The 20,572-nt window shown below is 54.4% G+C and carries 15 protein-coding genes and 4 pseudogenes; 13 read left to right on the plus strand and 6 right to left on the minus strand.

What is annotated here, in order from left to right; translation table 11 throughout:
• Nucleotides 1-48: 48 nt before the first annotated feature.
• Together ansA and pncA are read left to right on the plus strand one after the other, a co-directional pair.
• On the plus strand, nucleotides 49-1,068 hold the full coding sequence (gene ansA, locus K6K13_RS10430) for an asparaginase (protein WP_222160720.1): 1,020 nt from the start codon (nucleotides 49-51) through the stop codon (nucleotides 1,066-1,068).
• Between the two features lie 38 nt (nucleotides 1,069-1,106).
• Nucleotides 1,107-1,763 (plus strand): bifunctional nicotinamidase/pyrazinamidase, encoded by a 657-nt coding sequence (pncA, locus tag K6K13_RS10435; protein ID WP_222161048.1) that lies wholly within the window; start codon nucleotides 1,107-1,109, stop codon nucleotides 1,761-1,763.
• 31 nt (nucleotides 1,764-1,794) lie between these two features.
• Here pncA and K6K13_RS10440 read toward each other — a convergent pair whose 3' ends face one another.
• Nucleotides 1,795-2,076 (minus strand): YeaC family protein, encoded by a 282-nt coding sequence (locus K6K13_RS10440; RefSeq protein ID WP_222161049.1) that lies wholly within the window; start codon nucleotides 2,074-2,076, stop codon nucleotides 1,795-1,797.
• Between the two features lie 83 nt (nucleotides 2,077-2,159).
• The gene (gene msrB, locus K6K13_RS10445) at nucleotides 2,160-2,579 is read right to left on the minus strand and encodes a peptide-methionine (R)-S-oxide reductase MsrB (RefSeq protein ID WP_222160721.1); all 420 of its coding nucleotides are present in this window, start codon (nucleotides 2,577-2,579) and stop codon (nucleotides 2,160-2,162) included.
• Nucleotides 2,580-2,928: 349 nt separating this feature from the next.
• Between msrB and gapA the strand changes: the two genes are divergently transcribed.
• Together gapA and K6K13_RS10455 are read left to right on the plus strand one after the other, a co-directional pair.
• Nucleotides 2,929-3,924, plus strand: coding sequence for a glyceraldehyde-3-phosphate dehydrogenase (gene gapA / locus K6K13_RS10450; protein WP_222160722.1), 996 nt, complete (start codon nucleotides 2,929-2,931; stop codon nucleotides 3,922-3,924).
• 106 nt (nucleotides 3,925-4,030) lie between these two features.
• Nucleotides 4,031-4,899 (plus strand): annotated as a pseudogene (locus tag K6K13_RS10455) (D-hexose-6-phosphate mutarotase).
• Between the two features lie 106 nt (nucleotides 4,900-5,005).
• Here K6K13_RS10455 and K6K13_RS10460 read toward each other — a convergent pair.
• Both K6K13_RS10460 and K6K13_RS10465 read right to left on the minus strand, forming a co-directional pair.
• The gene (locus tag K6K13_RS10460; RefSeq protein WP_222160723.1) at nucleotides 5,006-5,860 is read right to left on the minus strand and encodes an aldo/keto reductase; all 855 of its coding nucleotides are present in this window, start codon (nucleotides 5,858-5,860) and stop codon (nucleotides 5,006-5,008) included.
• Nucleotides 5,861-5,981: 121 nt separating this feature from the next.
• Nucleotides 5,982-6,731 carry a MipA/OmpV family protein gene (locus tag K6K13_RS10465; RefSeq protein WP_222160724.1) on the minus strand — a complete coding sequence of 250 codons (750 nt, stop codon included), beginning with the start codon at nucleotides 6,729-6,731 and terminating at the stop codon, nucleotides 5,982-5,984.
• Nucleotides 6,732-7,247: 516 nt separating this feature from the next.
• Here K6K13_RS10465 and K6K13_RS10470 point away from each other — a divergent pair.
• Together K6K13_RS10470 and K6K13_RS10475 are read left to right on the plus strand one after the other, a co-directional pair.
• Nucleotides 7,248-9,182 carry a PrkA family serine protein kinase gene (locus tag K6K13_RS10470; protein WP_222160725.1) on the plus strand — a complete coding sequence of 645 codons (1,935 nt, stop codon included), beginning with the start codon at nucleotides 7,248-7,250 and terminating at the stop codon, nucleotides 9,180-9,182.
• Between the two features lie 36 nt (nucleotides 9,183-9,218).
• The gene (locus K6K13_RS10475) at nucleotides 9,219-10,493 is read left to right on the plus strand and encodes a YeaH/YhbH family protein (RefSeq protein ID WP_222160726.1); all 1,275 of its coding nucleotides are present in this window, start codon (nucleotides 9,219-9,221) and stop codon (nucleotides 10,491-10,493) included.
• A gap of 45 nt (nucleotides 10,494-10,538) precedes the next feature.
• Here the strand turns inward: K6K13_RS10475 and K6K13_RS10480 are convergent, their stop codons facing one another.
• Nucleotides 10,539-11,084: a GNAT family N-acetyltransferase gene (locus K6K13_RS10480; protein WP_222160727.1), complete on the minus strand. Its 546-nt coding sequence runs from the start codon at nucleotides 11,082-11,084 to the stop codon at nucleotides 10,539-10,541.
• Between the two features lie 95 nt (nucleotides 11,085-11,179).
• On the opposite strand from K6K13_RS10480, the gene K6K13_RS10485 reads away from it, so the two are divergent.
• The 6 genes and pseudogenes from K6K13_RS10485 to K6K13_RS10510 all read left to right on the plus strand — a co-directional run bounded on the left by K6K13_RS10485 (nucleotide 11,180) and on the right by K6K13_RS10510 (nucleotide 17,438).
• Nucleotides 11,180-12,085: a LysR family transcriptional regulator gene (locus tag K6K13_RS10485; RefSeq protein WP_222160728.1), complete on the plus strand. Its 906-nt coding sequence runs from the start codon at nucleotides 11,180-11,182 to the stop codon at nucleotides 12,083-12,085.
• Nucleotides 12,086-12,174: 89 nt separating this feature from the next.
• The gene (locus tag K6K13_RS10490; protein WP_222160729.1) at nucleotides 12,175-12,969 is read left to right on the plus strand and encodes an ATP-binding cassette domain-containing protein; all 795 of its coding nucleotides are present in this window, start codon (nucleotides 12,175-12,177) and stop codon (nucleotides 12,967-12,969) included.
• A gap of 6 nt (nucleotides 12,970-12,975) precedes the next feature.
• On the plus strand, nucleotides 12,976-13,800 hold the full coding sequence (locus tag K6K13_RS10495; protein ID WP_252120471.1) for an ABC transporter ATP-binding protein: 825 nt from the start codon (nucleotides 12,976-12,978) through the stop codon (nucleotides 13,798-13,800).
• Nucleotides 13,801-13,825: 25 nt separating this feature from the next.
• Nucleotides 13,826-14,887 (plus strand): annotated as a pseudogene (locus K6K13_RS10500) (ABC transporter substrate-binding protein); the annotation flags it as partial.
• Nucleotides 14,884-16,038: pseudogene (locus K6K13_RS10505) on the plus strand (ABC transporter permease); the annotation flags it as partial. The pseudogenes K6K13_RS10500 and K6K13_RS10505, both read left to right, overlap by 4 nt.
• Before the next feature lie 207 nt (nucleotides 16,039-16,245).
• Nucleotides 16,246-17,438 (plus strand): annotated as a pseudogene (locus K6K13_RS10510) (multidrug effflux MFS transporter).
• Between the two features lie 38 nt (nucleotides 17,439-17,476).
• On the opposite strand, the gene K6K13_RS10515 reads toward K6K13_RS10510, so the two are convergent.
• The gene (locus K6K13_RS10515; RefSeq protein ID WP_222160731.1) at nucleotides 17,477-18,733 is read right to left on the minus strand and encodes a D-amino acid dehydrogenase; all 1,257 of its coding nucleotides are present in this window, start codon (nucleotides 18,731-18,733) and stop codon (nucleotides 17,477-17,479) included.
• A 282-nt stretch (nucleotides 18,734-19,015) separates the two neighbouring features.
• On the opposite strand from K6K13_RS10515, the gene K6K13_RS10520 reads away from it, so the two are divergent.
• Nucleotides 19,016-20,557 carry a SpoVR family protein gene (locus K6K13_RS10520; RefSeq protein WP_222160732.1) on the plus strand — a complete coding sequence of 514 codons (1,542 nt, stop codon included), beginning with the start codon at nucleotides 19,016-19,018 and terminating at the stop codon, nucleotides 20,555-20,557.
• Nucleotides 20,558-20,572: the final 15 nt, after the last annotated feature.

Raw genomic sequence — 20,572 nt, forward strand, 5'->3', positions numbered from 1 at the left:
CAGCCCGGCTTATGTCGGGCTGTTTTTCATCTTTTAGATAAGAACAGCATGCAAAAGAAATCCATTTATGTCGCGTATACCGGCGGTACGATTGGTATGCAACGCTCCGCCAATGGTTACATTCCAGTTTCAGGTCACCTGCAACAGCAACTGGCCAACATGCCGGAGTTTCATCGTCCGGAAATGCCTGATTTTACCATCCATGAATATGACCCACTGATTGACTCCTCCGACATGCCCCCTGCCGATTGGCAGGCTATCGCTGAGGATATTCAACAACATTACGATGAATACGATGGCTTCGTGATTCTGCACGGCACCGATACCATGGCCTTCACAGCTTCTGCCCTCTCCTTCATTATGGAGAATCTGGCAAAGCCGCTCATTGTTACAGGGTCACAAATTCCGTTGGCCGAATTGCGTTCAGATGGGCAAACCAACCTGCTTAATGCACTGTACGTCGCGGCTAATCATCCGGTAAATGAAGTCAGCCTGTTCTTCAATAACAAGCTGCTGCGCGGTAACCGCACCACCAAAGCCCATGCCGACGGCTTCGATGCGTTCGCCTCTCCCAATTTTCCGACCCTGTTAGAGGCCGGTATTCATATACGCCGTCTGGTGCCAGCGCCGTCAGAAACCTCCTGCGCACCGCTGATCGTACATCCGATTACCCCGCAACCGATCGGTGTGATCACTGTCTATCCAGGGATTTCAGCGGACGTAGTGCGTAACTTCCTGAGCCAGCCGGTCAAGGCGCTGATATTGCGCTCTTATGGTGTGGGTAACGCGCCGCAAAGCCCGGCGCTGCTGGACGAGCTGCGTCAGGCATCAGCGCGCGGTATCGTGGTGGTTAACCTCACCCAGTGCATTTCCGGACGGGTGAATATGGAAGGTTACGCCACCGGCAATGCGCTGGCGCAGGCTGGCGTGATCAGCGGTTTCGATATGACGGTGGAAGCCGCGCTGACTAAACTGCATTATCTGCTGAGCCAACCTGATTTAACCCCTGATACCATTCGCCAGCTAATGCAACAAGACCTGCGCGGCGAACTGACTCAGGACGCCTAACCCGGATGCTGGAGCGAGCTGCCATGAACCCTGTCGTCATAAACCATGCCCTGCTGTTGATTGATTTGCAGAATGATTTTTGTCCGAACGGCGCACTGCCTGTCGCAGAAGGTGACATCACCATCGATGTTGCCAACGCCGCGATAGCGGTGGCGCAGCGTGCAGGAATGCCGGTCATCGCCAGCCAGGACTGGCACCCGGCTAATCATCTGAGCTTCGCAGCCAACCATCCGAACGCTGTCGTGGGAGAGCGTGGCGAACTGGCAGGATTAGCGCAAACATGGTGGCACGTGCACTGCGTACAGGGCACGCGTGGTGCAGAATTTCACGCGCGCCTTGAACGTGGGGCGTTTGATGCGGTGATACAGAAAGGCACTCAGCCTGACATTGACAGCTACAGCGCTTTTTTCGACAACGGCAAACGCGCCTCCACCGCACTGGATGCCCTGTTGCGCCAACGCGGTATCACGCAGTTGACCATCATGGGGCTGGCAACGGACTACTGCGTAAAATTTACCGTGCTTGATGCACTGACACTCGGGTATGACGTGCAGATCGTTGAATACGGTTGTCGCGGGGTAAATCTCCAACCGGGTGACAGTGAAGCCGCTTTGGTCGAGATGGTGGCTCACGGAGCGCGCCGTATTAGCCTGGCCGACTTTAGCGCGACCTCAGCGCCCCCCCCCCCCGCTTAACGCAGAGCCCCTGTGCATTCAGGGGGCTTGCTTACTGGCGTTCTCGCTGAATCAGCTTGTCGATGGCAAACGCCTGCTTCAGCTCTTGCTTGCTTTTCATCACCAACTCACCGTCGGTATTGATGGTCATGTGTTCCGCTTCCACGTTATGGCGCGATTGCCATAGCATCACCATTTGCAGGCAATTTTCTTTTTGCTCCGGCGTCAACGGCACGCCATCAGGCCATTTCCCCAGCTCCACGGCGGTTGCCAGGCGTTGGTAGATATCCGGCGTCAGCGCCGTCACAACCTCATCAAGCTGTTTATCGAGCATCGTGATTGCCATCCTGTCATTGCTATTTTTGATCAAAATCCAACAGGCTGAAACGTTTTAGCTACAACTGTCATCCCGCAACGTCAGCCATCCACTTTCTCACCGTCGCTGCCATCGATAAAGCTCAACGAGGCCGAGTTAACGCAGTAACGTTCCCCAGTGGTTTGCGGACCATCGGGGAACACATGCCCCAAATGGGCATCGCATTTACCGCAGCGAATTTCGATACGGTGCATGTTATGCGAAAAATCTTCCAGATAGCGAATGGCTCCCTTCGCCACGGGCCGATCAAAGCTGGGCCAGCCGCATCCTGAGTCATATTTGTTGTCGGAGTAAAACAGCGCGCTTTGGCAACACAGGCAGTGATACACCCCGGTGCGTTTATTATGCAACAGTTTGCCTGAATAGGCAGGTTCAGTGCCGCGTTGCTGCGTCACGTACTGTTGCATCTCCGTCAACGTTCCCTTGCCTGCCGGTGCAGACGTTGAAGCTGGTTTGTCCATGATTGTCTCGTTATCATTTTTGTTTGGCATTGCTTAGCTTAACAAGAATTAACATCCTCATAACGTTTTTTCCGACTAAAATGAGGAGTAACCGACCAAGGCCCCAGCAATTGTGACACTCATCACATTTATCGGGACTGCGGGCTTTATATTGGTGCAAACGGTCCCATTTAAGGGAAAGATGTTCCTAAGTTTCATTACGGCGCATTTTCGTGCAACCTTTGCGTCTCAGATTTGACTTGCCGCAACTATTGACACGATTCCGCTTGACGCTCAGCAAGGTTTTTGTAATTTTACAACCAACCTTTATTCACTAACCATTATTCACAAACCATAGCTGGTGGAATATATGACTATCAAAGTAGGTATCAACGGTTTTGGCCGCATCGGCCGCATTGTTTTCCGTGCTGCTCAGAAACGTTCTGACATTGAGATCGTTGCAATCAACGACCTGTTGGACGCTGACTACATGGCTTACATGCTGAAATACGACTCAACTCACGGCCGTTTTGACGGCACCGTTGAAGTGAAAGACGGTCAGCTGATTGTTAACGGCAAAAAAATCCGCGTTACCGCAGAAAGAGATCCGGCTAACCTGAAGTGGGACGAAGTTGGTGTTGACGTGGTTGCAGAAGCAACCGGTATCTTCCTGACTGACGAAACTGCACGTAAGCACATCACCGCTGGCGCGAAAAAAGTGGTTCTGACTGGCCCGTCCAAAGATGACACCCCGATGTTCGTTCGTGGTGCCAACTTTGACAAATATGCCGGACAAGATATCGTTTCCAACGCATCTTGCACCACTAACTGCCTGGCACCGCTGGCAAAAGTGATCAACGACAACTTCGGTATCATCGAAGGTCTGATGACCACTGTTCACGCCACCACGGCTACGCAGAAAACCGTTGATGGCCCGTCTCACAAAGACTGGCGCGGCGGCCGCGGCGCATCCCAGAACATCATTCCGTCCTCTACTGGTGCAGCTAAAGCAGTAGGTAAAGTTCTGCCAGAGCTGAACGGCAAACTGACCGGTATGGCGTTCCGCGTTCCGACCCCGAACGTTTCTGTGGTTGACCTGACTGTTCGTCTGGAAAAAGCAGCCTCTTACGAAGAAATCAAGAAAGCCCTCAAAGCCGCTTCTGAAGGCGAGCTGAAAGGCGTTCTGGGCTACGTTGAAGATGACGTGGTTTCCACCGATTTCAACGGCGAAATTCTGACGTCTGTGTTCGATGCCAAAGCCGGTATCGCGCTCAACGACAACTTTGTGAAACTGGTTTCCTGGTATGACAACGAAACCGGCTACTCCAACAAAGTACTGGACCTGATCGCCCACATCTCCAAATAAGGCGACGGTGCGATAAGCGATGCTAGGGGCGACATAATGTCGCCCTTTTTATTAGCTGCGTTCCGCCATGATGCAACACGAAATACAAATAAAACAAGGTAACATCATGAACGATAAAATTTTTCACTTCCCATCAAATCTGAAATTTCATCCACGCTCACTCAACGCCAGATAGACCAACTGCCGGTTATTGTGGTTGATCATCCGCAGGTACGTGCTGCCGTCACGCTGCAAGGTGCCCATCTGCTGCATTGGCAGCCGCAGGGTGAACCCCCCGTGCTGTGGTTGAGCGACAATATGCCGTTCGCTGAGGGTGTCGCCATTCGTGGTGGTGTGCCGATCTGTTTCCCATGGTTTGGTCCATTCGCGGAACCTAACCACGGTTTTGCCCGTTTGCTGCCGTTGGAATTCACCGCGCACCGTGAAGACGCCAACGGCGTTGAGCTGACTTTCACCCTGCGTGATACGCCGGAGACGTTGGCAAGCTGGCCACACGCTTTCACGCTGACGGCGCGCTACAAGCTGGGTAAAACCTGCACCATCGAATTAGAAGCGCAGGGCGATTACAGCATCACCAGCGCCTTGCACACCTACTTCAAGATTGGTGACATTGACCATATCCGCGTCAGCGGTTTGGGCGATACCTTTATTGATAAGGTCAATCAAGGCAAGTTGACGACGCAAGGTGGCGATCTGACATTCAGCGCGCGTACCGACCGTATCTATACGCATCCAGAAGCAGTGAGCAGCATCGTGGATCCAACGCTGAAACGCACTATCGACGTGCACCACACGCACCACAGCGATGCGGTTGCCTGGAACCCGGCGGCAGAAGTGTCTAAAACCATCGCTGATATGCCGGATGACGGTTATAAAACCTTTGTTTGCGTGGAAACAGCACGCGTGACGCAGCCGTTTGTTGCTACTCCGGCTGCACCCGCGCGTTTGACGACGGTGATTAGCGTAAAACGTTGATCAGAGAAACGGGTTTACGTCCGTAGATCCGAAATCGCCGCTCGCAGCCATGCGGGCGGCGTTAGTCACATAATGCTAACCCATTGAGCCTCACTGCCCTATCCCGCTACACAACAGCCAACGGCTGCTTACTGGTCGGTGCGGGAAAAGCGGCATCCAGCGCCGCGATATCACCACTGTCCAATTCCAACGTGAGCGCGTGTGCGTTTTCTTCAACGTGGGCCACCGAACTCGCTTTCGGAATCGCCATCACACCGGGTTGTCGCAATACCCACGCCAGCATAATCTGAGCAGACGTCGCCTGGTATTTTTCTGCCATACGCGTTATCACCGGGTGAGAAAACAGGTTGCGGCGCAGCGTACCCGCTTGAGCTAATGGACAGTAGGCCATCACCGGCACGGCACGTGCCTGACACCAGGGCAGTAAATCAAATTCAATGCCGCGCGAGGCAACGTGATAGAGCACCTGATTGGTCATGCAGCGCTCACCGCCCGACAAAGACCAGAGTTCATTCATGTCGGCCACGTCCAGATTGGACACGCCCCACTGACGAATTTTGCCTGCCTGTTGCAGCGCCTCCATTGCCGTGATGGTCTCTTCCAACCGGATACCTCCGCGCCAGTGCAGCAGGTATAAATCCAACACGTCGGTTTGCAGCCGTTTCAGGCTGCGCTCACAGGCTTCAATCGCTTTCGCACCGCCCGCATTGTGCGGATAGACCTTGGAGACCAGAAACGCTGCGTCACGCCGCCCACGCAGTGCAGCACCCACTACGCTCTCTGCACCACCGTCGGCGTACATTTCTGCGGTATCAATAAGCCTGAGCCCGAGATCGAGCCCTGCCTGCAAGGCCTTTATTTCACGCGCCTTCTCACTGACCGCTTCCCCCATAAACCACGTGCCCTGCCCGATAGCGGGCAGCGTTGAACCATCAGGAAATCGAATCTGTCGGGTTGTCATCGCCATCCTCCTTGCATCCTGTTAACTACCCTAGCTGAGCCACAGCGCGCCCAAAACGTGCAAATGGGGTGAAATCACCCCATTATTGTGCGGCATTTGCCCTGTTTTAGCGCATCAGGCGTTAGAAGCGATAGCTCACACCCGCGCCAAACACCATGGTATAGCTGCGATCGACCATCGGACTCTCTTTTACTTCATCCGCCAGGCGTACATAACGCCCGGTCGCCCATGCGCTCCAGCTATCGTTAATACGGTAGTTGGTGCTCAACTCGGCGTACGGTGACCAGTCACCATCAGGACGGTAAGCGCCTAAGCCTGAGCGTGATGCCTCTTTGCCACTGATACCAAAGTAGTAGCGGTTGAGTCTTTCGCTGCTCCAGGTCACACCGACGCCCGGCGTCAATGACCAGTCACCCAATTCGAAGCGATACAGATAGGTGTTGTCCCACAGATAACCGTCGCTGTAACCCAAGGTATCCGCCATCAGAGAGGTGCGCAAAATGCCCCAGGACGCGGAGTGAGAATAGGCCAGCCCCGCCATCAGCGTGCCACGGCGCTTATCCAGTTGCTTCATCTGCGCATCGTCGTTATCGCTCGGTTTGAATCCCAGCGCAGAATAGAGTGCAGTTACCGACAGGCGATTTTGTCCATCATTCCACAGGTAATACCCCCCACCCAGCCCGCGAAAATAAAAGTTGTCACTTTCATAGGTGACCATGGGCACCGGATACAGGGCGTTATCGCCCCCACGATACGGGCTGATGGAACCTAAAACCCCGGCCCCCAATGAGAAATCCGCCGCAGCGGCCGTTGTTGCTGCCAGCGCTCCTGCCAACAGCACAGAGGTATAAATCACAGATGATTTTTTCATAACGTTATTATTCCTATTACTGATATGAATTATCAAAATCGTATTTCGCTCATATCAATCATAATCGTTAAATGTGCAAACCGCATGGCATTAAACCACATGCCGCACCTATCGTTGTTCCAGATGAGCCAAAGGCATGAATGCCCAGTGGCTACTGCCATTGTAGCGGCATACTTCGCAGAGTGAGTTATTGAAATATCTTAAAAAGATGTTTTCACCAATGAGGAAATTTTGCAGATGCCAACTACGCTTAATGACAGGGAGATGAATGTTCCTGAGTTCGCAGGTCAGCATCAGCGCGTTCACCAGCCTTCCCACCTCACCCAGAGTGGGTTAAGGATAACGCGCCTTGTCAGTGTAATAACATCCACACTGCTGCGAATGTGGCATAAGGGTTGCTGTATTCAGAGAAATCATCTGCCAGAGGGCTACACATCTATGGCCGTATAAATAACGCCGCACATTATTTAACAGGCTCTCTAAATCTGTGCTAATCGACGAAGGACGGGCATCGCTATGAACATATTTGATCATTACCGTCAGCGTTATGACGCTGCCAAGGACGAAGAATTCACGTTGCAGGAATTTCTTAACATCTGCCAGCAGGATCGCAGTGCCTATGCGAGCGCCGCCGAACGATTGTTAATGGCGATCGGTGAACCTTCGATGGTAGACACCGCCCATGAGTCTCGCCTTTCCCGTTTATTCTCCAACCGGGTGATTGCACGCTATCCGGCCTTTGAAGAGTTCTACGGCATGGAAGATGCCATAGAGCAGATCGTTGCTTACCTGAAACATGCCGCACAGGGGTTGGAAGAGAAGAAACAGATCCTCTACCTGCTCGGCCCGGTGGGCGGCGGAAAATCGTCGCTGGCTGAGCGACTGAAAGCCTTAATGCAACGCGTGCCGATTTATGTGCTGAGCGCCAACGGTGAGCGTAGTCCGGTGAATGACCACCCGCTGTGCCTGTTCAACCCACAGGAAGATGCCGATATTCTTGAAAAGGAGTACGCGGTACCGCGCCGTTACCTGGGCACTATCATGTCGCCCTGGGCGGCCAAACGCCTGCGTGATTTCGGCGGTGACATCACCAAATTCAAAGTAATAAAAGTGTGGCCGTCCATTCTGGCACAGGTCGCGATCGCAAAAACCGAACCGGGTGACGAAAACAATCAGGATATCTCCGCTCTGGTCGGGAAGGTGGATATCCGCAAGCTGGAGCATTTTGCCCAAAACGACCCTGATGCCTATGGCTATTCCGGCGCGTTGTGCCGTGCCAACCAGGGCATCATGGAATTTGTGGAGATGTTCAAAGCCCCGATCAAAGTCCTGCATCCCCTGTTGACCGCCACGCAGGAAGGCAACTATAACGGAACCGAAGGCATTGCCGCCCTGCCGTTCAACGGCATCATTCTGGCCCACTCGAACGAGTCAGAATGGGTGCAATTCCGCAATAACAAAAATAACGAAGCCTTTTTGGACCGCGTGTACATCGTTAAGGTGCCCTACTGCCTGCGCGTCTCTGAAGAGGTGAAAATTTACGAAAAACTGCTCGATCACAGCGAGTTGTCACACGCTCCCTGCGCGCCCGGCACGTTGGAAACCCTGGCACGCTTCTCAATCCTTTCGCGCCTGAAGGATCCGGAAAACTCCAGTATCCACTCAAAAATGCGCGTGTACGATGGGGAAAGCCTGAAAGATACCGATCCCAAGGCAAAATCTTACCAGGAATACCGCGATTACGCGGGCATCGACGAAGGCATGAGCGGTTTGTCCACTCGTTTCGCCTTCAAGATCCTCTCACGCGTGTTTAACTTCGACCACAGTGAGGTTGCAGCCAACCCAGTGCATCTGTTCTACGTACTGGAACAGCAAGTCGAACGTGAGCAGTTCCCGCAAGAAGTAGCAGAGAAATATGTTGAGCACCTGAAAGGCTATCTAATCCCCAAATACGCCGAATTTATCGGCAAAGAGATTCAGACCGCCTATCTGGAGTCCTACTCCGAGTACGGGCAAAACATTTTCGATCGCTATGTCACTTATGCGGATTTCTGGATTCAGGATCAAGAGTACCGCGATCCGGACACCGGTCAGCTGTTTGACAGGGAATCGCTCAATGCCGAACTGGAGAAAATCGAGAAACCGGCTGGCATCAGCAACCCCAAAGATTTCCGTAACGAAATCGTCAATTTTGTGCTGCGCGCCCGCGCCAGCCACAGTGGCCACAACCCGAACTGGACCAGCTATGAGAAACTGCGCACCGTGATTGATAAGAAAATGTTCTCTAATACGGAAGAGTTGTTGCCGGTGATTTCGTTCAACACCAAAACCTCAACCGATGAGCAGAAAAAACATGACGACTTTGTCGATCGTATGATGGAAAAAGGCTATACCCGCAAGCAGGTACGCTTGCTGTGCGAATGGTATCTGCGTGTCAGGAAATCATCATAACGTACGGGCAGCTTGACGACGTCATGCGGGGGAATCATGGCCTATTTCATTGATCGACGGCTGAACGGCAAGAACAAAAGCCTGGTGAACCGCCAGCGCTTTTTACGCCGCTATAAGTCGCAAATAAAACAGTCGATTTCCGAGGCCATCAACAAGCGTTCGGTAACCGACATAGACAGCGGGGAGTCGGTGTCGATTCCCCAGGGCGACATTAGCGAACCGATGTTCCATCAGGGGCGCGGCGGGAAGCGCCATCGCGTCCATCCCGGCAACGACCACTTTGTTACCAACGATCGCATCGAGCGGCCACAAGGAGGTGGCGGCAGCGGTGGCGGCCAGGGTAACGCCAGTAAAGATGGCGAAGGCCAGGACGAGTTCGTGTTTCAAATCTCCAAGGATGAATACCTCGATCTGCTGTTCGAGGATCTGGCGCTGCCTAACCTGAAAAAGACCCAGCAGCACCAAATGAACGAGTACAAAACGCACCGTGCGGGGTACACCGCAAACGGCGTGCCTGCCAATATCAGCGTGGTGCGCTCGCTGCAAAACTCTCTGGCGCGGCGTATGGCAATGACGGCGGGTAAACGTCGCGAACTGCACCAACTTGAGGAAGATCTGACCGAACTTGAGCACACCGAGCCAGCACAATTGCTCGAAGAGGATCGGTTGCGCAACGAGATTGCGGCGCTGCGTGAGAAGATTGCGCGCGTGCCCTTTATCGATACGTTCGACCTGCGTTTCAAAAACTATGAACGCCGGGCCGAGCCATCCAGTCAGGCAGTGATGTTTTGCCTGATGGACGTTTCCGGCTCGATGGATCAGGCGACCAAGGATATGGCGAAACGTTTTTATATTCTGCTCTATCTGTTTTTGAGTCGCAATTATAAGAACGTGGATGTGGTTTACATTCGCCATCATACCCAGGCCAAAGAGGTCGATGAGCAAGAGTTTTTCTACTCTCAGGAGACTGGCGGCACCATTGTGTCCAGCGCATTGAAACTGATGGAGGAAGTGGTTAAAGCGCGCTATGACCCGTCACAGTGGAACATTTATGCGGCACAAGCGTCTGATGGCGATAACTGGGCCGATGACTCACCGCTGTGCCACGATATTCTGGCTAATCAACTGTTGCCTTTTGTGCGTTACTACAGCTACATCGAAATCACGCGTCGCTCACACCAAACCCTATGGCGCGAGTATGAAGCGTTGCGTGATACCTACCCCAATTTTGCCATGCAGCATATTCGCGATCAGGACGATATTTATCCGGTGTTTCGCGAATTGTTCCGCAAGCAAACCGTTAACGGTTAATCGCCCAGCCTTCCGCCAGCCTTCGCGCTGGCGGAAACCAGCACCCTATCTATTCGCTTCAACGCGCGGAGGAGATTCTGGCAAGGTCGAATCCCCTTCACCCAATGCACGTTGCAGCATGACCTTGTCCAGCCAGCGCCCATGTTTTAATCCTACGCTTGCCAGCGTCCCCACCAGCGAGAAGCCGGCCTGACGGTGTAAATGTAGCGATCCCTCGTTTTCACTGTTACCTACCACCGCAACCAGTTGGCGGAAGCCGTGTTGCTCTGCCCACTCAATAGCGTGAGCCAGAAGCGTTTTCCCAACGCCCTGCTGCTGATACTGAGGATCAACATAGATCGAATCTTCAAGCGTATACTGGTAGGCTCGGCGCTCACGGTAGCGAGACAGATAACAATACCCTGCTACACTGCCGTTTTTGATGGCCACAAACCAGGGAAGGCGGGCATCGTTAGTTTTGTGTAACCGTGCGAGCATCTCGTTGGTATCAGGAGGCTCTGTTTCAAACGATGCGGTGCCATGGAGGACGTGATAGGCGTAAATTTTTTGGATAGCGCTAATGTGTCGTGCTTCTGCTGCAATAATGTCCACGGTTTTACTCCCTCAATAAACCGATCACAGGCTACGTGAAATCCGCCAAGGCTGATACCCACCAACGCTTATAAACCGCATAAGGAAAATCACGGATGGCGCAGTTCAACCTCGACCAACTGGTCACCTATAAACGCGTTATACAGCGTGGAAGTTTTACCTCAGCAGCCGCCGCATTGGGTATTTCCCAGCCTGCGGTCAGCCTGCAAATACGGCAACTGGAACTGGCACTTCACGTGCGACTGGTTGAACGGACGGGTCGGGGTGTCCGCCCAACTGCCGCCGGGCTGGCACTGCTCGATCACTGTGAGAGCATTGAAAGTGCGGTCAATGCAGCCATGCAGGCCATCGCGCAGCACCAGCATGACATCAGCGGAACCGTAACCATGGGTACTGGCGCAACGGCCTGCATTCATTTACTTCCAACGTTACTGTGCCAACTTCAGAAAGCACATCCACGTTTGTCTATCGGCGTCAGAACCGGAAACACACAGGATATCGTCAGAGCAGTGGAAGAAAACAGCATTGATATGGGGTTGGTTACGTTGCCAGCAAATGGCCGAAGCCTGAGTGTTACGCCCGTAATGAAAGAAGAATTTATCGCGATCGCTCAGGCAGACAGCATCGGTGGCTCACCGACTTTCACGCCCACAACATTAGCCGATAAGCCGTGGATCGCTTTTGAGACCGGCAGCAATACCCGACAACTTATTGATGGCTGGTTTCACGCGGACGGCAAGGCAACCACCCCCACAATGGCACTGGGAAGCATTGAAGCCATCAAAAGGATGGTCAGTGCAGGGTTAGGTTATAGCATTGTGCCCAGCATGTCGGTGATGACGCCTGCCGATAAGGTGGGCCTGGATGTCTATCCGCTGGAACCGACGTTGCATCGCGAGCTGGGCATCGTGATGCGGCAAGATAAAGTCATCAATCGCAGTATGGCAAAAGTGCTTGAGCGCATCCACACCCTGACAGACAGCAGTATCACGCCACTTTGAGTTGAACACCGGCATGCATAATGTTATGTTACATCATAATTTATGATATATTATAACATTGCATTATTGTGTAACAGGAACTTCCCGGCATGGCGCTGCTTACCGTCGATAACCTCACCCTCACACTTAACGGGTTGATAAAACTTAACGACATCAGTTTTACACAGCATCCCGGAGAGCGTGTCGCACTCCTCGGGGCATCGGGTTCTGGAAAATCGCTCACGGCACGCGCTTTGTTAGGGTTGCCCCTTGCAGGCTCAACGATGAGTGGCACCTTTCATTATGCTGGACAAGAGCGAGTCGCGTCGTCCACCGTGCAGCCACCGCACATTGCCGCCATTTTCCAAGACAGCTCGGCGGCACTGCATCCGCTGATCGGCGTCGGCAAACAGCTGGTACTGGCGCTACGCGCTAACGGCGCACCCTCTGCACGTACTGCATGGGAGGCAGGAATTGCGTTACTGGCTACCGTCGGATTTTCTCAGCCGGAGCATATCGCCCATCACTACCCCGGTGAGCTTTCTGGCGGGCAACGTCAGCGTGTCTGTATCGCACTGGCACTCGCGAGCCAAAGCGCGCTGCTGATTGCGGATGAGCCCACCACTGCACTAGACGTCATCACCCAGGCTCAGGTGCTACAAGCGCTAAAAACCTACACCAGCCATGCACCTGAACGCGCCCTGCTGTTTATTACCCATGATATCGCCGTGGCCGCTGCGCTTTGCCAGCGGGCGTTGATTTTGTCCGAGGGCAAGATCGTTGAGCAAGGTGCTATCGATGCGCTAGTGCGTCACCCGCAACACCCTTATACCGTTGCGCTGATGGCGGCGGCGCGTCAACAGCGTCATCAGATATCTCAAAACGCATTAGCGCTGGCGGGGTAACCTGAGATGTGTGCTTCTGCATTGCACGCGGCCACCGCGCCCCCTTTTCTGGCGATGCATCAGGTAACGCAGCGCTATCCGCTGCCGGGCACTCGCTTCTGGCAAGCCACCCAGTATCATTGCGTAATTGATAATGTGACGCTGTCACTTAACAAAGGCGAACATGTCGGATTGGTGGGTGCATCGGGTGCCGGAAAATCAACGCTGCTGAAGATTTTATTGGGATTAGCAACGCCAAACTCAGGAAGTGTGCACTGTCAGGGCCGTGCCGTTGTTCCTGCTTCCACCGCAGCGCTGCGTTGGTATCGCCAGTTGGTACAGTATATTCCCCAAGATCCCGCCGCCACGCTGGCCCCCCATAAAACGGTGGCACAGTCGATTGCCGAGCCACTGCATTTCTTAAGCCATGGCACACCGTCTATGTCGATATTGCAACGTGCCCTTGACGATGTCGCGTTGCCAGCCTCACTGCTGCACCAGCGCGTGGGAACACTTTCCGGTGGGCAAGCGCAGCGGGTAGCGATTGCCCGCGCGCTGGCCTTACGACCAGCTTTCCTGATTGCTGATGAGCCGGTAAGCGGTTTGGATTTACCGTTACGCGCGCAGATAACGGCGTTATTTGACCAACTTGCCCGGCACTATGATATGGGAATGCTCGTGGTTTCCCATGATATTTCCACTGTGGCGGCACTGTGCCAGCGCGTATTGGTCCTGCATCAGGGGCACATTGTCGAGGACAGGCCGTGTAGCGCGCTGCTCTCCACCCCTGCCCATCCACATACGCGGGCGCTGCTGGCGGCTATCCCGACACTCCCTGATTGTTATTGTTAATTTTTTTCCCTGAAAGGACGCTGCTATGTCGTTAGTCTATCGCCAAATTTTTCCTTTACTGCTGGTCGTTGGCAGTGCCGGGCTTGCTGGCTGCTTTGACAGTGAAGAGAAGACCACGCCGGAAGCCGCCCGCGATCGTATTCGCATCGCAATGCTGCAACCGCCCCGCGCAGGTCTGACCCCGCTAAGCGATGATGCCTTCAAGCTTTCGCGTTGGAGCACCAGCGAAACCCTAATCGTGCTGGATGAAAACGGTGATGCACAGCCAGCGCTGGCGACGGCTTGGCAGTCGATAGACGGCACTACCTGGCGCTTCATCCTGCGTCCCGATGTGCATTTCCACGACGGTGAACCGCTGACGCCGGCCGCCGTGGTCAATGCACTCAGCGCGGCGACACGCGCCGCCCCCAAACCGCGTATTCTGGATGGTGTGACGTTGCACATCAGTGCTGACGGCGACAACGCGGTGCGGGTAACTACCGCAACCCCCGATCCTCTACTGCCTCAACGGCTTTCCAGCCCACAGCTGGCTATCCTTTCGCCCAATGCGTATCAGGAAGGTCGCGTTGATCCGATCGGCCACGGCAGTGGCCCCTTTGTGTTAACCGCCGTTCAGGGCACCAGTCACGCCACCCTTGAGCGCTTTGATAGCTACTGGGGCACGCCTGCGCAGGCTTCAGGGATTGATGTTGATTTCGTTCCAGACGGAACAGCCCGCGCCGCCGCGCTGCGCAGCGGCAGCGCAGATATTGTGGAGGCCGTGCCGGTCGCGCAGGCTCCCCTGATCGATCCAGTGCTGATCCATGAGGTGCCAATGCCGCGCACCAATACCCTGTATCTCAACACCCGCATCGGCCCACTGCGCGATGCCGGGCTGCGAGCCGCCGTGCGCGACGCCGTTCGACGGGACGTGTTGGTCAAAAACGTGTACGAGAACCGCGCGGATAGCGCCAGCGGCTTGCTCGGTCCGGCGCTGCGGTGGGCTGCGCCTCTGCGCCATGCCATCGACCATCCGACCCCCGCACGCTATCCGCAGGGCGAGGTTATCAAACTGGCTACCTTCAGCGATCGCGCAGAACTACCGGAAGATTACTGGCGCGCTTGCTGGCGGATGCACTGCGCAGCACGTTTGCCGAGCCGTGGCTTATCACCTGGCGCGTGGCGGGCGTGAGCCAATTTGATTGTGCCATCGCGGTTCTGCGGCGCGCACTGCCTGCGTTATTGCCACAGATTGGCTTGATAACCGTAGGGCTGACAGGGGGTGCAGTCGCGGTAGAAAAGATCTTTGCTATCCCCGGTTTGGGCCGTGCCACGCTTGGCGCCTCAGCCGCACAGGATCTGCCTGCCCAGCAATGCGGCGTTCTGCTGTTACTGTTGATTGCAACGGTGAGCGGCACCCTTGGCAACCTGTTACGTCAGTTGATACTGGGGCGTGCGCTACGCAGTGGCTCCTTGTCCGCCCCAACCATCAGCCCAACGATGCGGCCACACTATGCCTTCCCGATAACGATTGCCGTGGCGTTGGTACTGCTGATTGCGCTCGGACTGACCCGCGATCCGCTGGCCTCTGATTTTCTTCGCTTGCAACCCCCCAGCCTGGCACTGCCGTTAGGCGCAGATGCCACCGGGCGCGATCTGCTGGCACGCGTGGCGCACGGCGCGTTTGCCACGCTTATCACCGCCACCGGCGTCAGCATTGCCTGTTTGCTTATCGGTATTCTGTTTGGGCTTTTCCCGCGCCTGTTTATTGGTCCGATGGAGATAGCCAATGCGTTGCCGCCGATGATGGCGGGCCTGATCGTTGTCGCCCTCACCGGACCCTCTACCTATGGTGCGGCACTGGCGGTGATGCTAGTGAGTTGGGCGCCGCTGGCGGCGCATACTGCCGCATTGGTGGAAGAGATACTGGCACGCCCTTATGTGCGCATCACCCCCTTGTTGGGTGTCGGACGTTGGCACCGCTTCACAGGCTATGTACTGCCTGCGCTGGTTGGCCCCGTCACCCGGCACGCCCTAGTGCGTTTTCCCGGTATCACCTTGGCATTGACGGCATTAGGTTTTCTCGGATTGGGGCAACAACCGCCATACCCTGAATGGGGACGGATTGTCGCTGAAGGCATGCCGTATATAGAACGTGCCCCTTGGGAGGTACTGGCCCCGGTTACCACACTGATGCTGCTGGCAATGTTGGCGGTCTCGTTGGGACAAATGACCGTTGGTATGAAGAAGGCAAAGTGACATTGTCACTTAAAATAATGAACCAGACTCTCTGCCCCGGAACGCATAAAACACCAAGAAACGCTTCTGGCGTGGTAAAGCACGTCCGTTGTAGCGTACCATTCGCTACAGTGTGGTTATGTAACCCGCCTTTCCTGACGATGACCAAAGGCAAGCACTACGTTATTCATTCACTTGCCAGGGAACGGAATTTACCTTGCTATGACCATACAAAGATTCGTGCTGTTGTTATTTATACTGGTGCTGCTCGGCCCATTAGCTATCGACCTCTACCTTCCGGTGATCCCAGCTATTTCACAAGGTCTGGATAGCGATAATGCGACCATCCAATCGACCATTTCATTGTTTATCATGATCATGGGATGGGGACAACTGGTGGCGGGTCCGCTGGTTGACCGCGTAGGACGCCGCCCAATGGCCCTGATCGGGATCGTAATTTACATTGTTGGGGCCATCACGGCAGCGCTGGCGACCACTGGGACTGTGTTTATCGCTTCGCGCGTACTGCAAAGCATTGCCGTGTGTTGCACTGCTGTGGTGGTATTTAGCGCCGTGCGGGACCGGTTAAACGGCGATGATGCTGCACGCACTTTTGGCTTTCTCAATGGCACCTTGAATATCGTGCCCGCACTGGCCCCGTTTTTTGGCGGCTTGCTATCCGCCGCTTTCGGTTGGCGGGCCTGCTTCTGGTTTTTGACGCTGTATGCCAGCCTGGCCCTGTTGCTCGCCCTGCGCTATCTGCCAGAAACCCGCCCGGCAGACACCCTGCGCCTGCCAGGATTACCCATCAAACAGTATGCACGCATCCTATTTACGCCACGTTTTATCGGCTTTGCTGGCTGTAATGCAGGCATTATGGGGATGGCCCTTACCTATTTGTCGATGGCATCAGTGGTATTGATGGCACACGGCGGGTTGTCACCGTTACAGTTCTCTCTGGTATTCGGCGCAAACGGCTTTTGGGTGATGGCGATGAGCCTGCTGGCAACGCGCGCGATCGTGAAAATTGGCCGCCCCGCTTGCCTGACACTGAGTGTGATATTGATCGGCAGTGGTTTTTATTACTGTGCGCCATTATTCTGTGGTTGCCCGAGGCGCTACAGGTGCGTTGGTGGATCTTTATGATCCCGATCGTGGTAGCGTTCGCTGGCCTGGCGTTTGCCATCGGCCCATCCACCAGCTATGCACTGGAACCTTATGCCAATGAAGCGGGTACCGCATCGGCGCTGGTCGGATTCGTGCAAATGGCGGGCGGTGCGGGTGTTGGGCTGGCGGTGATGGCATTGCCCCTTTCACCGCAGAGTACGCTGGCTATTTCCATGCTGTGTGCCACGCTGTTAGCGCTGCGCGCCCAACGTTTAAGCGTAGTGGCGCGCGGCACGATCACGGCGCTCGGTTGATCGCAGCGCGCTGCAATCGTGCTCGATAACCCGATGATTTAAACGCTGGCGTAACGAAAGATCGACAAATCGTCATGGGCAATGTCAGGCGTCTTGCCAGAAATGATATCCGCCAGCAGTTGCCCCGAACCGCATGCCATCGTCCAGCCTAAGGTACCGTGTCCGGTATTAAGATAAAGATTGGATAGCGGCGAACGGCCTACCAATGGCGTGCCGTCTGGGGTCATTGGGCGCAGCCCGGTCCAGAACGTTGCCTGCTCTACCGGCCCAGCGTCAGGGTAAAGATCGCGCACCACCATTTCCAACGTTTCACGGCGTTTAGGGTTAAGGGCTGTGTCAAAACCAACGATTTCTGCCATGCCCCCGACACGAATACGGCGATCGAAGCGCGTCACAGCCACTTTGTACGTCTCATCGAGTACCGTTGAAACCGGTGCTGCGGCTTCGTTGGCAAGCGGCAGCGTGAGTGAATAGCCTTTCAGGGGATAGACCGGCAGGTGCATCCACTGGCGTACCAGCGCCGTCGAATAGGAACCGCAGGCCACCACATAGGCATCAGCGGTTACGCGTTGTCCATTACACCGCACCTCAGTGACGCGATCGCCAGCCACCTGCAACTGTTCGACAGATTCGTCAAAACGAAAAACCACACCAGCCGCCTGCGCCATTTCAGCCAGACGCTGAGTAAACAGTTGGCAGTCGCCAGTTTCATCATGGGGCAAACGCAGCCCACCGCTGAGTTTATGCGCCACCGAAGCAAGAGCAGGCTCCACCGTCGCCAGCTCCTGAGAGGTCAGCAACTGGTATGGAACACCCGCATCGCGCAGCACGGCAATATCCCGGCTGGCATTGTCATACTGCTGCTCGCTGCGAAACAGTTGCAGCGTCCCGCCTTGGCGGCCTTCGTACTGAATCGCCGTGCACGCGCGCAGTGCCTGCAAACAGTCACGGCTGTATTCTGCCAGGCGCACCATGCGCGCTTTGTTGACCTGATAATGCGCGGAATCGCAGTTCATCAGCATCTGCCACATCCAACGTAACTGGTCACTGGAACAATCGGGCCGGATAGCTAACGGAGCATGGCGCTGAAATAACCATTTTATGGCTTTCAAAGGGATGCCAGGCGCTGCCCAAGGCGCGGAATAACCGGGGGAAATTTGCCCAGCGTTGCCCGCACTGGTTTCCAGCGCCGGTGCAGGCTGTCGGTCAACCACCGTTACGTCATGTCCTGCCTGACACAAATACCACGCCGTGCTGACGCCAATAACGCCACTGCCTAAGATTACAACCCGCATGTTGACTTATCTCCGTGATAACTCGCCGTTTGCGGCGCAATATGCTGCCTGAATCGCCACTACCCAAAATAAAAAGCTAATGTAACATGGGATTTACCGTTGTCACGCTTGGCTAACATACTATTTATCTATTATTCCGCGAGTGAAGTCCCGTTTTATGCTGCTGTTTACGCCGCAATCTTTTCTGCCAAACACCGGTTTTCACGGCACTTTTATCAGAGTGAGCTACGATTAATAGAGTCTGCACGAAAGCGTGTAGAGGGCACTGTGGGGGGCGCGCTGATGGTGACAAAAACAAAGACTCGAGTACCGCAAGCTGAAACACGTTTGAATGATGGACCAGACTGGACGTTCGATTTGCTGCAAACCTACCTTGAGGAGATTGATCGGGTGGCGAAGCACTATCGCCTGGAAACCTACCCGCATCAAATCGAGGTCATCACTTCTGAGCAAATGATGGATGCCTATTCGAGCATCGGCATGCCCATCAACTATTCCCATTGGTCGTTTGGTAAGCGGTTTATCGAAACCGAACAGCGCTATAAACACGGTCAGCAAGGGCTGGCCTATGAGATCGTGATCAACTCCGATCCTTGTATCGCGTATTTGATGGAAGAAAACACCATCACCATGCAAGCCTTAGTGATGGCGCACGCCTGTTATGGCCACAACTCCTTTTTTAAAGATAACTATTTATTTCGCAGTTGGACCGATGCCGGCTCCATCGTCGACTACCTGATTTTTGCCCGGCAATATATCGCCCAATGCGAAGAGCGCTATGGCGTTGAAGAGGTCGAGCAATTGCTTGATTCCTGCCATGCGCTGATGAATTACGGCGTCGATCGCTACAAACGCCCGCAAAAGATTTCGCTGGAAGAGGAAAAACTGCGTCAGAAAAGCCGTGAAGCCTATTTGCAAAGTCAGGTCAATGAACTGTGGCGCACTCTGCCACGGCGCGATCCCGAAATTTCGCTCGAATCGACGCGTCGTTTCCCGCGCGAGCCGCAAGAGAATATTCTCTATTTTATGGAGAAGAATGCACCGTTACTGGAGCCCTGGCAGCGCGAAGTGCTGCGCATTGTACGTAAGGTCAGCCAGTATTTTTACCCACAAAAACAGACTCAGGTCATGAATGAGGGCTGGGCGACGTTTTGGCACTACACCATTCTCAATCATCTCTACGATGAAGGGAAAGTGACCGAGCGGTTTATGATGGAGTTCCTGCACAGTCACACCAATGTGGTCTATCAGCCTCCGTACAACAGCCCCTATTACAATGGCATCAATCCTTATGCACTCGGGTTCGCCATGTTTCAGGATATCAAGCGGATTTGCCAAACGCCGACAGAAGAGGACCGCTATTGGTTCCCTGATATTGCGGGCAAGGACTGGTTGGAAACCCTGCATTTCGCCATGCAGAACTTTAAAGATGAAAGCTTTATCAGCCAGTTTTTATCACCCAAGGTGATGCGCGATTTCCGGCTGTTTACCGTGCTGGATGACGACCACAATAATTACCTGGAGATTGCCGCCATCCATGATGAGGAAGGCTACCGGATGATCAGTCAAGAGCTGTCCGCGCAGTACAATCTCAGCAATCAGGAGCCCAATATTCAGGTGTGGAATGTGGATCTGCGCGGTAACCGCTCGCTGACGCTGCGCTATGTTCCTCACCACCGCGCACCGCTCGACAAGAGCAGCCACGATGTGATGAAACATGTACATCGTCTGTGGGGATTTGATGTTTATCTGGAACAGCAGAATGCAGACGGCAGCGTAGAATTGGTTGAACGCTGTCCTGCGCGTAACCCTGGGGTTAACTGAGGCAAATGTCTCACG

It is taken from the genome of Symbiopectobacterium purcellii (assembly GCF_019797845.1).
Classification (GTDB): Bacteria; Pseudomonadota; Gammaproteobacteria; order Enterobacterales; family Enterobacteriaceae; genus Symbiopectobacterium; species Symbiopectobacterium purcellii.